Here is a 13,055-nt window from a genome sequence, read left to right as displayed (position 1 = left end):
TGACTCAGGCGTTAGGGAAGGTAATACTGTTTCCCGGTGCCTCACGATGAAGATGGATAAAGTTAAGATGGCGTTCGTATTGATCGAGGATATCAATAATCACCTGTTCTTTGCTGTAGTCCATCAGGTCATTGCCCTGACTGCCTTCCAACAGGAAGGTTTCCAGCCGGTAATAGGTCGATTTTCCGCTACGCGCGCGGTAGGTAAAGCCCGGTATAGAGTACTGCTGAGGCCAGACCTGATAGAGGAAATCCTGCTCCTCGCCCAGTTGCACCCGCAGGTCCAGATAACCCAGGGGATGTTCGTCATTGGCCGCAACCCTGTCCAGCGTCACCTTAGCCCCGCGCAGCTCCAGCTCTTTCGCCACTTCCTGCATGGCGGGGAAGAGAGTTTCTTCCATCATCTTCAGCGTGTAACGCGAGCCAGGATAGTTCATCAGGCGCGACAGGCGTTTTTTCCAGGTCAGACGATCGGTCGCATGGGCCAGATAGGGTGCAGTTTCCCGTGAAGCACTGGCGCGGCGGTAATCTTCAACCTTAAGTGATTTATACAACCCCGCCATCACAAAGAAGATCACGAAGCTAAATGGCAGCCCCATGATAACCGTCGTGTTTTGCAGCGCGGTAATGCCGTTGGTCATCAGCATACTTAACGTCAGGACGCCGATGGCTACCGACCAGAAAATACGCAGCCAGTTGGGGGCATCACTGTTAATGTCTTTCAACTTTGAGGTGAAGTTACCTAACACCAGCGATCCGGAATCCGCTGAGGTGACGTAGAACAACATGCCGGTAATGGTGGCGACCGATGCGCTCAGCTTAAACGCCGGATACTGCGCCAGCAGGCTGTAGAAGCCACGTTCGGCGTGCGTCATGACTTCCTGTGCAAAACCGGCGTCGCCGTGAATAATTTCATACAGGGCCGCGTTACCGAATACGGACAGCCACAGCAGCGTAAAGGTAAAAGGAATCACCAGCGTACCCAGAACGAATTCACGGATGGTACGGCCGCGAGAGATACGCGCCAGGAACAGGCCGACGAACGGAGACCAGGCAACCCACCAGGCCCAGAAAAACAGCGTCCAGCTGTTCATCCACTGCGTTGGCCGGTCAAAGGCAAAGGTGTTCAGCGTCATGCCCATAAAGCGGTTGATGTAGTCTCCCACGTTAAGCACCAGCGCATTCAGCAGGAAACTGGTGTTGCCTGCAAACAGAACAAACAGAATCAGGCAGAGCGCCAGGGCGACATTCAGTTCCGACAGAATACGGATACCTTTGTCCACACCGGAGGTCACTGAAATGGTGGCGATAACCACCGATAAAACGATCAGCGCGGTCTGGGCAGTTAACCCTTCCGGAATATCAAACAACACTTTCAGCCCGTAATTGAGCTGCACAACACCGATGCCAAGCGTGGTGGCTATACCGAAAATCGTGCCGATAACGGCGGCGATATCAACCGTGTGCCCAATCGGCCCGTTGATGCGCTTGCCAAAAATGGGATACAGCGCCGAACGAATGGTGAGCGGCAGATTATACCGGTAGCTGAAGTAGCCAAGCGCAATCCCCATCAGGGCATACATTGACCACCCGGTTAAGCCGTAATGGAACAGCGTCCAGACCATCGCCTGGCGGGCCGCCTCCATAGTCTGCCCTGCACCTTCCGGCGGCTGCATATATTGCGAAACAGGTTCGGCTACCGAGAAAAACATCAGGTCGATACCGATACCGGCAGCAAACAGCATCGCCGACCAGCTCAGCACACTAAACTCTGGCTTTGACTGCTCCGGCCCCAGCTTGATTGAGCCGAAACGGGAACAGGCCATGTAAATCACAAACACAATGTAGAGCGTGGCCGCCAGCATGTAATACCAGCCGAACGCGGAAGATACCCAGTTGACTGCCTTGAGGATCCAGCCTGCGGCTTCGTTACTGAACAAAATGGTGATGAGTGAAAAGGTCAGAATCAATCCCGCCGATGTATAAAACACTACAGGATTGATTCTGTCTTTTTCACTACTAGGTGGACTCGTCATCGTTTACCTCTGGTTGTTGGCGTGTAAATTTTGCAAGGGATCATCCTGTTTGGATAATCCGGCGTCCCGGCGTCGTGTGTTTTTACGCTTCGTTTCCTGCTGTTACATTCTGGTCAAAACTAGCAAATCTGCCACACTTACCGCTTCACTTACTCAACTTTTAGGACACATCATCCTAACAAGGATTCTATTTATATTGAACATCCAATCAAAAAAAGTTTAAATAGGGGTTCGGTTTCAGGCTGGAGTGAGAGTCATGCCAAAGGTAGGGATGCAGCCAATACGACGTCGGCAGCTGATCGATGCAACGCTGGGAACAATTAATGAGGTGGGTATTAATGATGCCACCATTGCCCAGATTGCACGGCGCGCAGGGGTTTCAACGGGCATCATCAGTCATTACTTCAAGGATAAGAACGGCCTGCTGGAAGCCACCATGCGCGATGTGACGCGTCAGCTACGTGAGGCGGTCGCGAGTCGACTGGCGTCCCTGACAGAGGCCTCCGCAGAGGTCCGGCTACGCGCTATCGTTGACGGCAACTTCGACGAAAGTCAGATCGAACGTGCGGTAATGAAAGCCTGGCTTGATTTCTGGTCGAGCAGCATGCATCAGCCGCAGCTCAAACGTCTGGAACGGGTCAGCCACCGGCGGTTGTTTTCCTCTTTAGCGGTTGAATTTCGCCGCCAGTTACCAAAGGAAAAGGCCCGTCTTGCCGCGTACGGGCTGGCGGCCATGATCGATGGTCTGTGGTTACGCGCCGCGTTGAGTGGCAAGCCGTTTGACGCCGCCACCGCCCGAACACTGACCACCCAATTCATTCGTCAGCAGTTAGCTGGCGAACACGAGTAACGGAACCAGGAGAAATTATGTCCCGATTCAACGAGCAACAACTCTACATCAATGGTACCTACGTTGCCGCCACCTCTGGAGAAACCTTCCAGAGCATCAATCCGGTCAACGGTGAGGTTCTGGCTGATGTTCAGATCGCCGGACGCGAGGATGTCGATCGTGCCGTCGCCGCTGCCAGAAAAGGACAAAAAATCTGGGCAGCGATGACCGCAATGGAACGTTCACGCATTCTGCGTCGTGCGGTTGATATCCTGCGCGAGCGCAATGATGAGCTGGCTGAGCTGGAAATGCTTGATACCGGTAAGCCGTTCAGTGAAACCTCCAGCGTGGACATCGTGACCGGTGCCGACGTACTGGAATATTACGCTGGGCTGATCCCTGCGCTGGAAGGCCAGCAAATTCCGCTGCGTGATACCTCGTTTGTTTATACCCGCCGCGAACCGCTGGGCGTTGTTGCGGGCATCGGTGCCTGGAACTATCCGATCCAGATCGCGCTGTGGAAGTCAGCGCCTGCTCTGGCCGCCGGCAACGCCATGATCTTCAAGCCCAGTGAAGTCACGCCACTGACGGCCCTGAAACTGGCTGAAATCTACACGGAAGCGGGCGTGCCGGATGGCGTGTTCAACGTGCTACCGGGAACCGGCGCGGTGACCGGCCAGCTGCTGACCGAACATCCTGGCATTGATAAAGTCTCGTTCACCGGCGGCGTCGTCAGTGGTAAGAAGGTAATGGCGAACGCGGCCGGTTCTACGCTGAAAGACGTTACGATGGAGCTGGGCGGTAAGTCACCGCTGATCATCTTTGATGATGCCGATCTCGATCTCGCCGCGGATATCGCCATGATGGCTAACTTTTACAGTTCAGGCCAGGTATGTACTAACGGCACGCGCGTGTTTATTCCCGCCGGGCTGCAGTCGGCGTTTGAAGCCAAAATTCTTGAGCGCGTTGCGCGCATCAAAGCGGGCGACCTGCGCGATCCTGAGACTAACTTTGGTCCGTTGGTCAGCTTTAGCCACCGCGACAACGTCATGCGCTTTATCGCCTCTGGCGTTGAAGAAGGCGCACGTCTGCTGTGTGGCGGAAAACGCTTAACGGGCGAAGGCTTTGATCAGGGCGCCTGGGTTGAACCCACCGTATTCAGCGACTGCCGTGACGAGATGAAGATTGTCCGTGAGGAGATCTTTGGTCCTGTGATGTCAATTCTGAGCTACACCTCTGAAGACGAAGTGATATGTCGGGCCAATGACACCGAATTCGGTCTGGCTGCCGGCCTGGTCACGCAAGACCTTAACCGCGCGCACCGCGTGATCCATCAGATTGAAGCCGGTATTTGCTGGATTAACACCTGGGGTGAATCTGCCGCCGAAATGCCGGTTGGTGGCTATAAGCACTCTGGCGTGGGACGTGAAAACGGCCTGATGACGCTGCAAAATTACACCCAGGTGAAGTCGGTTCAGGTAGAACTGACGCGTTTTCAGTCTGTATTTTAATCCCCCTACCTGAGGAGCGACGAATGGAATTTGATTACATTATCATTGGAGCCGGATCCGCAGGGAATGTCCTGGCTACCCGACTGACCGAAGACAGCAATGTGAATGTCTTACTGCTGGAAGCGGGCGGCCCCGACTATCGTTTTGATTTCCGAACCCAGATGCCTGCGGCACTGGCTTACCCTTTGCAGGGAAAACGTTACAACTGGGCCTACGAAACGGAACCTGAGCCTTACATGAACAACCGCCGGATGGAGTGTGGCCGAGGCAAAGGCCTGGGCGGTTCATCACTGATCAACGGCATGTGTTACATCCGCGGTAACGCCATGGATCTGGACAACTGGGCGACCATGCCCGGTCTGGAAAACTGGAGCTACCTGGACTGTCTGCCCTACTACCGTAAATCAGAAACCCGTGATACGGGCGCCAACGATTACCACGGCGGAGAGGGTCCGGTCAGCGTGACCACGCCGAAGAAAGGCAATAACGTTCTGTTTGAGGCGATGATTCAGGCAGGCGTTCAGGCTGGCTATCCGCGTACCGATGACCTTAACGGCTATCAGCAGGAAGGCTTTGGTCCAATGGACCGCTTTGTCACGCCTGAAGGTCGTCGTTCAAGCACCGCGCGCGGTTATCTGGACAGGGCGAAAAATCGTGCCAACCTGAAAATCGTTACGCATGCCACGACCGATCGCATTTTGTTTGAAGGCAAGCGTGCAATAGGTGTCGAGTACCTGATCGGCGACAGCAATACGCTGCATACGGTTCACGCCCGCCGTGAAGTCTTGCTGTGTGCAGGGGCCATTGCCTCCCCTCAGATCCTGCAGCGTTCCGGCGTGGGTTCAGCCGAGTTGCTGAACCAGTTCGATATTCCGGTGGTACATGACCTGCCAGGCGTGGGTGAAAATCTGCAGGATCACCTGGAAATGTACCTGCAGTACGAGTGCAAAGAGCCGGTCTCGCTCTATCCGGCGTTGAAATGGTGGAACCAGCCTAAGATTGGCGCGGAATGGCTGTTTAACGGCACCGGCGTCGGGGCAAGCAACCAGTTTGAGGCAGGCGGATTTATTCGCAGCCGCGAAGAGTTTAGCTGGCCGAATATTCAGTACCATTTTCTGCCGGTCGCGATTAACTATAACGGGTCAAATGCGGTAGATGCGCACGGTTTCCAGTGTCACGTTGGCTCTATGCGGTCGCCGAGCCGGGGTCATGTGCGCCTGAAATCGCGCGATCCACGTCGCCATCCTGCGATCCTGTTCAACTATATGTCACATGAGCAGGACTGGCACGAATTCCGCGATGCCATCCGCATTACGCGTGAGATCATTAATCAGCCGGCCCTGGATAAATACCGCGGACGTGAAATCAGTCCGGGCATTGAATGCCAGACCGATGAAGAACTGGATGAGTTTGTCCGTAATCACGGCGAAACGGCCTATCATCCCTGCGGCACCTGTAAAATGGGCAATGACGAGATGTCGGTCGTTGACGGTGAAGGCCGCGTTCACGGACTCCAGGGATTACGCGTTGTCGATGCCTCAATTATGCCGCTGATCATTACCGGTAACCTGAATGCGACCACCATTATGATCGGTGAAAAAATTGCCGACTGCATTCGTGGACTTGATGCTCTGCCACGCAGCACGGCTGACTACTATGTGGCGGGCGAAGCGCCCGTTCGTACGGAACCCGCGCGCCCAGCGTAAGGTTTTCTACGACATCAAAGCCGGACTGCTGTCCGGCTTTTTTTTTGCCGAAACGCAACCGTGCCTAAACCCCAGCAATATTGACCTGATATTTGTCAAAAACCCGAACAAACAGGCTGTGCCTGGGGCGGTTTTAATGATATAACGCTACTGTGTTCATTACCGGAGGCTTTCCCCGTCCACTGAAGAGAAGCAACAACGTGGATGCATTGTTTAATTATGAGCAGGATGTTCATTACTCTTTTTACCCCCCTTTTTACCCTCGCACCTGTCAGCGTTAACGCCGTCGATCAGCACTGGCGCAGCGCCCTTTAGTCCCCTTTCTGCCAGCCAACTTCTTTTCTGCCGTTGCGTTACGCATCACGGTAAATCATGACGTCGATTGATGGAGAAAACCCATGCGCGCCTGGGGATTATTAGTACTCGCTATTGTTACGGAAATTATAGGTACCCTGACCATGAAATGGTCCAGCCTGAATCAGAGTCAGCTGGGTTATGTGGTCATGCTGGGGATGATTGCCTGTTCTTATTTTTTTTTGAGTTTCGCCATCAAGCGCATTGCGCTGGGTGTGGCTTACGCGCTCTGGGAGGGCATTGGCATTCTGCTGATCACCTTATTTAGCGTGCAGCTTTTTGATGAAACCCTATCGTTAATGAAAATCTGCGCTTTGATCACGCTGATGACGGGCATTCTGCTCATTAAAGTCGGCAGCGGTGAGGTGAAGGAGGCAGAACATGATCCTGCCTGATGTGATCCATTTTGCCTGGCTGGCACTGGCGGTCCTGCTGGAGATAGCCGCAAATATTTTGCTTAAGTACAGCAACGGCTTTAAAAAAATCATCCCGGGAATGCTGTCTCTGGCCTGCGTGCTGCTGGCGTTTAGCGCGCTGTCTCAGGCGGTTAAAGGCATCGATCTGTCGGTTGCTTACGCCCTGTGGGGCGGCTTTGGTATCGTCGCGACCGTGGCAGCAGGATGGATACTGTTTGGTCAGCGGCTCAACCTCAAGGGCTGGGCGGGGCTTGTGCTGTTATTGCTGGGCATGATCATTCTGAAACTGGCCTGATAACAGGGGGACGCTGATGTCCCCTTTTTCATCTTTATCCCTGGATTCGCAAAAACATGCCCGCACGTTCTGGCAGCAATGCCGGTTCGAAACCATAACGGGCATAAAAACCCGGCGAGCCATGACTGGCAATCAAACTGATGTAGGCGGAGGGCGGCGCATGGCGCGCTATCCAGGCCATTAACGCCGTCATAATACGATCGCCCACCCCCTTTTTATGATGTTGTGGCAGCACAGCAATATCGGTAATGACAAAAAAGCAGCCTCCGTCGCCAATCACTCTTCCCATGCCAACCGGCGCGTCCTGATGGCAAACCACCAAGCTGTACAAACCGTTTCTTAACCCCGTCTTTGCGGCCTGTTCCGTTTTGTCACTTAATCCTGCGCTCACTCTGATGTGGCGATAGGTTTCTACAGACGGTATTTCTTCCCGAATGATATAGTCCACGTTACTGACCCCCTGGTAATATAAATATCCAACCCTTCTCGGTTTGATTGATATTAATGGTGAAAAAACGCGAGATATAACGATGATTTCTGCGCCAAACGGTGAGTTAAACTCACCTGTAGCAGGCAACCGCCTGCCCTCGTTAATGGCGCTGCGCTGTTTTGAAGCGGCGGCGCGTTTCGAAAGTTTTGCCCGTGCAGCAGACGAACTGCATCTTACGCCCGGTGCTGTCAGCCGGGCGGTGCGCGTACTTGAAGAGGATTTAGGTGTTGCGCTGTTTGCGCGTCGTAACCGGAAAGTCTGTCTGACAGAAGCAGGCGAACAGCTGGCTGACGCGGTCAGTCACGGCTTCGCCATGATCTCCCGCAGCGTAAACCGCTTACGCGCGGGAACGCGCCAGCGCGTGCTGTCATGTGAGCCCACGTTATTAATGCGCTGGCTGATTCCACGCTGGGGCGATTTTGAGGCGCGCTTCGGTAAAAATGAAATCCATCTGGTCGCGGCCAGTGGCGCATTCTCGTTTGATCAGGGGATTGATTTTGCGCTGCGCCGCAATGATTTTACTCACGTATCGCCCTGCCATATCGAACACTTGTTCAGGGAAAAGGTGGGACCGGTATGCCGCCCCGATCGCGTCACGGTCTGGTTCGACAGCGAGCGTCCGGGTTTGAATCCGGACGCGCCTTTACTGCTCTCCAGAAGCCGCCCGGAGGCGTGGCAGGTCTGGGCGACGGCGATGCAGATACCGGCTCCCGTTAACGTGCAGCAGTGTTTCGAACATTTTTATTTTAGCCTGCAGGCGGCGGTAGCCGGGATCGGCGTAGCCATTGGACCCTGGCCGCTCGTTAAAGATGATATTCAAAGCGGCATACTGGCCGCACCAATGGGGTTTGTGGAAGATGGCTCAGAGTATTGCCTGTTCTCGCCTGAGGTCGCAAAGGCAGGAACGCTTGAGCGCGACCTCACAGACTGGCTGCACGAAATCAGTGGAACAGCGTAATCGTCGCTCGCGTTGTCGCCTCGCGCCTGGCCGGGGCTTAGCTGTATTGCACCAGCATCTGCAATGCCTCATCAAACTGCCCTTTCGCTTCGGCCTCGCGAAAGTAGCGCACGCGTTCCACACAGACTTCGGTGGGCGTTGTGCCGCTGTGCAATAACGTCATAACCTCATCGGCGAAGGCATCAAGCGGCATGCTGTCAGGATCCTGAGACTGCCCGGGCGCTAACTCGGTTTGCACCTGTGGCGGGATAATCTCAATCACCTCAACCTTCCCTTTTAACAGCGGCCGAAGGGCTGCGGTATAGGAGTGAAGTGCCGCTTTAGTGGCGCTGTAGGTCGGCGAAGCAGGGAAAGGGACAAATGCCAGCCCGGACGACACGTTAATAATAGCCGCAGCGGGCTGAGCACTCAGGTGATCGATTAGCGCATCAGTGAGCCTGACGGGCGCAATAAAATTGGTTTCGGTCATTCTCACAACATCGCTCAGGTCGCGGCGTGAAGTGATGTCCTCAGGGCTAAAGACGCCAGCATTGTTGACTAAAACATTCAGGTGCGGATACGTCTGGAGCAGCAGAGGAATGGCGTGACTGACGTCATCCGCATCGGTGACATCTAAAACCCAGGTCGCTATGCCTTCTCGTCCGGCCGCCGCGTCGTCCAGCGCGTCCTGACGACGTCCGGTAATAATCACCTTGTTCCCGGCGTCATGCCAGCGATGCGCCAGTGCGCGCCCAATGCCCGTTCCCCCACCGGTGATCAACAATGTATTGCCGTGCTTATTCATCTTGCGTGCTCCCGTTTGAACCGCCATAAATAATCAGCGAGCGCATTATCTCGCCGATTAATTATTAACCACAGCGTCAGAATCCTCTCACTTTTTTCTCAACGGGTGGACTTAACCACCACGTTAGGGCTTAGTTACCGCCTTAGTGCAAGTATAACTAACTGATTAACGGGGTTTTACCATGTCTGCGACACGAGGTTGGTCCACGGAACTGGAGGGGTTACGCGGCATCGCTTCTCTTTGGGTACTGCTGGGACACATAAGTCTGCTTATCCATTGCCATATTACCTTGATCTCCTCACCCGGCATTGGCGTGGATCTCTTTATCCTGCTTTCGGGCTATCTGATGGCAAAAAACTATGTGGAACGCCAGCACAAGGAGCCCTGGCAACGCGCGGAAACCATTAAAAAATTCTGGTTACGCCGTTTTTTCCGCATTGCCCCGCTTTATTATCTGCTGCTGGCGGTTGCCCTGATCTATGGCCCCTGGTTTGGTGAGATGCGCGATACCATTGCCCAGTTTTATTCCGGGACCGCAACAGAATCCTCACGCTATGCGGATCAGTCGTTCATGAACGTGCTGACGCATCTGTCATTCCTGTTTGGCGTGCTGCCCGCCTATGGATTCAATACCACGCTGCCCGACTGGAGCATTGGGCTGGAAATGCAGTTCTATCTGCTGTTTCCGTTTATGATGCTGGCGGTGATGCGCTTCGGTTACGCGACCGCCCTGCTAAGCATGATGGCGCTGAGTTGCGCAGGCCGTTACCTGCTGCCCGACTACTATGAAGCCTTTGAAATGCCGTCAATGATTCTGATTAAACTGAATATGTTTATTTCAGGCATGCTGCTGGCTGAAGCGGTACGCCGTAAATCCCTGCTGTACGTGCTGTTTGCCCTTGCCGGACCGGCCGTAAGCGTGCTGATTGGGCTGGGTGCCATTAAGCTGCAGGTGATGCTGGAAGCCTTTATGATTATCGGTATGGCGGCCGTGCTCTGGCAGTATCAGGAAAGCAGCCTGATGGCAAAACTGATCCGCATTCCGCGTAAGGTGTTAAACAACCGTCTGAGTACATGGCTGGGCGATGTGTCGTTTTCGGTCTACTTGCTGCATCTGCTGATCGTGATCCCGGCCATTGCGCTGTTGCTCAATCAAACGGACATTGAGTATCAAAATGATCTGACGCGTTTTTTGATTGTTTGTGCCGTATCGATTCCGGTGACCTACGCGCTGGCGTCATTACTGTTTAACTGTGTGGAAAAACCGGGAATAAAACTGGGCAAGAAGTTTCTGGCGCCCAGGCCTGCACGCTGATGAAAAAATGGCTCGCACTGGCGAGCCATCTTTTTACTTCACAATGCTTTACCCACGTCGTGCTGCCTCTCCCTCACATGCTCATCCGGTGATTCCGGCGTATCTGCGATGCTGCTGTACGTCTTTAATCCCGCATAATGGGCGGGATCGGCCCTGCTGTGCGTCAGACTTTGCGCCGTTGCGCCGAATGAAATGATCAAAAACAACCAGGCCACTGCTAACGGTTTCCTCATTGTGCTTTCCCATGCTGTGAATGGAGTCGCTATAGTGAAGAAACTGGCGTAATGAACTGTCTGATAAACTTAAAATTCATGTCAAGATTGTTACCCCGATCACATATTTACCGGACGTATACGCGCTGTGTCCGCCGCACAGGCCCCCCTTACCCAGCGCCGTTACTTCAGGGTTTGATCTGTTGGGTAGCGTGACGGAATCACTGATGAGCAACAGAGTGGCGAGCGCGCATCCAGGCCCGCTACGAGGCCATGTCTGCCCTTCGCTGCCCGTCGATCCGGGTTAGTGGCAACCACCATTTAAATTTATGAATTAATAGAAAACGCCCCCTCAACCTGACTCAACACATCAACCCGTTGCATATTTTTCGGCCATCACCTTACGATATTCAGGACATAACAAAAATATCGTCATTTATTGATTAAGATCATTTTTTAAATTCAAAACAATAATATTAACGATACTTATGTAAATTTTGGCCTTTTTGTTAATCATTTTCCTGACGCGTGCCGATAGAGAACAAAACAGCAATCCATCGGGAACATATTTATGAAAATCTCCACTCGTCTTGCAACCGGTTTCGGTTTGTTAATTTTGCTTTCCATTATCTGCACCTCTGTCTCACTTAACTCGCTGCATAACGCTAAAACCGGAATGGATGAGGTCGTGAATGTCAAAATGCGGAAGTACCAGTTGATTCTTGATATGCGCGGCGAACTCAGGGATTTGGCGATAGCCGTGCGAAATCTGGCCTTGTTGAGCGACGTTAAGGAAATGCAGCCTGAATGGGAGCGTCTTGAAGCGCAAAAAAAACTGTTCTTGGAAAACCGTGAAACGCTCGAGGTGATCATGCAGAGCCAGTCCACGGCGGAAGAACAGGCTGCCTTAAACCACATTAAAGAACTGGAAGGCACGGTAATGAGCGCTTTCGAAGCTGCCGGACAACTGGGGCTGAAGAATGAGCGAGATGAAGCGACGCGTTATCTCATGGAGACCTTGCGCCCCTTGCAACGCAATATGCTGGATGCGCTAAACAAAACCACAGACATTCTCATGCATAACAGCCGCAATGCGGTGGAAGCTAACAGCGTGGCAACCAGCCGGGCGTCCTTGACGCTGGTGTTTTTATCCGTGCTTTCCGTGCTGTTCTCCATCGCCACCGGCTATGTCATCACCCGGGTGTTAATGCGCCAGTTGGGCGGTGAGCCTGCCCAGGCACAGGAACTGGCGGCCGCGATTGCCTCGGGCGATTTGACCGCCAGCGTCACGCTCCGCCGTAATGATTCCACCAGCCTGCTGGCTTCACTGGATGGTATGCAGGCTAAACTGCGCGCTCTGGTGTCAGAGATCAAACAGACCTCGGGTAACGTTGCGCTGGCAGCGGAAGAGATCGCCCAGGGGAACACGGAGCTGTCCTCACGGACCGAACAGCAGGCCGCCGCCCTGCAGGAAACCGCAGCCAGCATGGAACAGCTCACCGCCACGGTGAAAAGTAACGCCGCCGGTGCGCAAAGCACTGCATCAACTGCCCGTGAGACCGCCGTGCTGGCGCGCAGTGGCGAAAGCGACGTACACCGGATGTCGGAAACCATGAACGACATTTCGCTGAGCGCGTCTAAAATTCGCGATATCACCGGCGTTATTGAGGGCATCGCCTTCCAGACCAATATCCTTGCCCTTAATGCCGCAGTAGAGGCCGCGCGTGCTGGCGAACAGGGCCGGGGTTTTGCCGTTGTCGCAGGTGAAGTCCGCACCCTGGCCCAGCGCAGCGCGACCGCAGCAAAAGAGATTAAGTCGTTGATTGAGCAAGCGGTTGAACAGGTTGGCAGCGGCGTCAAAGTCGCTAACGGCACAGGTGAAAGCATCCTCAAAATCGTCAGCATGGTCGGCAACCTGGCCAGCGCGATGGATGAGATCTCACTGGCCTCCTCCGAACAAATGCAGGGCATTTCTCAGGTGAGCGTCGCCGTCAGCCAGATGGACAGCGTCACCCAGAACAACGCGGCGCTGGTTGAAGAGTCATCCTCTGCTTCTCAGTCCCTTTCTGAACAGGCGCACGCATTACGCGGCATGGTAGAAGCGTTCCGGGTATAAGCCTGTCAGCACACGGCAGAAAGGCGTCGTCGCG

Annotated in this window: 12 protein-coding genes; 8 read left to right on the top strand and 4 right to left on the bottom strand. The window is 53.9% G+C overall.

Annotated elements, in window-relative coordinates; all coding sequences use genetic code 11:
* Nucleotides 1–4 precede the first annotated feature (4 nt).
* Nucleotides 5–2,035, bottom strand: a complete 2,031-nt coding sequence (locus AAIE03_RS06700) for a choline transporter (RefSeq protein WP_014593861.1) — start codon at nt 2,033–2,035, stop codon at nt 5–7.
* Nucleotides 2,036–2,291: 256 nt separating this feature from the next.
* Between AAIE03_RS06700 and betI the strand changes: the two genes are divergently transcribed.
* From betI to mdtI, 5 genes are all read left to right on the top strand, one after another.
* Nucleotides 2,292–2,885 carry a transcriptional regulator BetI gene (betI, locus tag AAIE03_RS06695; protein WP_014593862.1) on the top strand — a complete coding sequence of 198 codons (594 nt, stop codon included), beginning with the start codon at nt 2,292–2,294 and terminating at the stop codon, nt 2,883–2,885.
* A 17-nt stretch (nt 2,886–2,902) separates the two neighbouring features.
* Entirely contained in the window at nt 2,903–4,375 is a 1,473-nt protein-coding gene (gene betB, locus AAIE03_RS06690; RefSeq protein ID WP_210448338.1) for a betaine-aldehyde dehydrogenase, read from the top strand.
* Between the two features lie 23 nt (nt 4,376–4,398).
* Nucleotides 4,399–6,081 (top strand): choline dehydrogenase, encoded by a 1,683-nt coding sequence (gene betA, locus AAIE03_RS06685; protein ID WP_013026045.1) that lies wholly within the window; start codon nt 4,399–4,401, stop codon nt 6,079–6,081.
* A gap of 398 nt (nt 6,082–6,479) precedes the next feature.
* Complete coding sequence (gene mdtJ / locus AAIE03_RS06680; RefSeq protein WP_498562888.1) at nt 6,480–6,830, top strand: multidrug/spermidine efflux SMR transporter subunit MdtJ; 351 nt, start codon at nt 6,480–6,482, stop codon at nt 6,828–6,830.
* Entirely contained in the window at nt 6,817–7,146 is a 330-nt protein-coding gene (mdtI, locus tag AAIE03_RS06675) for a multidrug/spermidine efflux SMR transporter subunit MdtI (protein WP_498562887.1), read from the top strand. The genes mdtJ and mdtI overlap by 14 nt, the downstream gene beginning before the upstream one ends.
* Nucleotides 7,147–7,180: 34 nt before the next feature.
* Here the strand turns inward: mdtI and AAIE03_RS06670 are convergent, their stop codons facing one another.
* Entirely contained in the window at nt 7,181–7,594 is a 414-nt protein-coding gene (locus AAIE03_RS06670) for a GNAT family N-acetyltransferase (protein ID WP_498562886.1), read from the bottom strand.
* An 82-nt stretch (nt 7,595–7,676) separates the two neighbouring features.
* Here AAIE03_RS06670 and AAIE03_RS06665 point away from each other — a divergent pair, with 82 nt between their 5' ends.
* Nucleotides 7,677–8,594: a LysR family transcriptional regulator gene (locus AAIE03_RS06665; protein ID WP_028715234.1), complete on the top strand. Its 918-nt coding sequence runs from the start codon at nt 7,677–7,679 to the stop codon at nt 8,592–8,594.
* A 37-nt stretch (nt 8,595–8,631) separates the two neighbouring features.
* Here the strand turns inward: AAIE03_RS06665 and AAIE03_RS06660 are convergent, their stop codons facing one another.
* Nucleotides 8,632–9,378, bottom strand: coding sequence for an SDR family oxidoreductase (locus AAIE03_RS06660; RefSeq protein ID WP_028715235.1), 747 nt, complete (start codon nt 9,376–9,378; stop codon nt 8,632–8,634).
* Between the two features lie 181 nt (nt 9,379–9,559).
* On the opposite strand from AAIE03_RS06660, the gene AAIE03_RS06655 reads away from it, so the two are divergent.
* The gene (locus AAIE03_RS06655; protein WP_014605688.1) at nt 9,560–10,693 is read left to right on the top strand and encodes an acyltransferase family protein; all 1,134 of its coding nucleotides are present in this window, start codon (nt 9,560–9,562) and stop codon (nt 10,691–10,693) included.
* Between the two features lie 38 nt (nt 10,694–10,731).
* Here the strand turns inward: AAIE03_RS06655 and AAIE03_RS06650 are convergent, their stop codons facing one another.
* Nucleotides 10,732–10,926: a hypothetical protein gene (locus AAIE03_RS06650; RefSeq protein ID WP_064373904.1), complete on the bottom strand. Its 195-nt coding sequence runs from the start codon at nt 10,924–10,926 to the stop codon at nt 10,732–10,734.
* Between the two features lie 550 nt (nt 10,927–11,476).
* On the opposite strand from AAIE03_RS06650, the gene AAIE03_RS06645 reads away from it, so the two are divergent.
* Entirely contained in the window at nt 11,477–13,021 is a 1,545-nt protein-coding gene (locus tag AAIE03_RS06645; protein WP_498562885.1) for a methyl-accepting chemotaxis protein, read from the top strand.
* Nucleotides 13,022–13,055 lie beyond the last annotated feature (34 nt).

The organism is Pantoea sp. Ae19-2 (genome assembly GCF_059801205.1).
This window is presented reverse-complemented; position numbering and strand designations above follow the sequence as displayed.

Bases quoted from the DNA above. Each gene is read 5' to 3' on its own strand.
- AAIE03_RS06700 (WP_014593861.1), bottom strand. From the start codon at position 2,035: ATGACGAGTCCACCTAGTAGTGAAAAAGACAGAATCAATCCTGTAGTG.
- betI (WP_014593862.1), top strand. From the start codon at position 2,292: ATGCCAAAGGTAGGGATGCAGCCAATACGACGTCGGCAGCTGATCGAT.
- betB (WP_210448338.1), top strand. From the start codon at position 2,903: ATGTCCCGATTCAACGAGCAACAACTCTACATCAATGGTACCTACGTT.
- betA (WP_013026045.1), top strand. From the start codon at position 4,399: ATGGAATTTGATTACATTATCATTGGAGCCGGATCCGCAGGGAATGTC.
- mdtJ (WP_498562888.1), top strand. From the start codon at position 6,480: ATGCGCGCCTGGGGATTATTAGTACTCGCTATTGTTACGGAAATTATA.
- mdtI (WP_498562887.1), top strand. From the start codon at position 6,817: ATGATCCTGCCTGATGTGATCCATTTTGCCTGGCTGGCACTGGCGGTC.
- AAIE03_RS06665 (WP_028715234.1), top strand. From the start codon at position 7,677: ATGATTTCTGCGCCAAACGGTGAGTTAAACTCACCTGTAGCAGGCAAC.
- AAIE03_RS06660 (WP_028715235.1), bottom strand. From the start codon at position 9,378: ATGAATAAGCACGGCAATACATTGTTGATCACCGGTGGGGGAACGGGC.
- AAIE03_RS06655 (WP_014605688.1), top strand. From the start codon at position 9,560: ATGTCTGCGACACGAGGTTGGTCCACGGAACTGGAGGGGTTACGCGGC.
- AAIE03_RS06650 (WP_064373904.1), bottom strand. From the start codon at position 10,926: ATGAGGAAACCGTTAGCAGTGGCCTGGTTGTTTTTGATCATTTCATTC.
- AAIE03_RS06645 (WP_498562885.1), top strand. From the start codon at position 11,477: ATGAAAATCTCCACTCGTCTTGCAACCGGTTTCGGTTTGTTAATTTTG.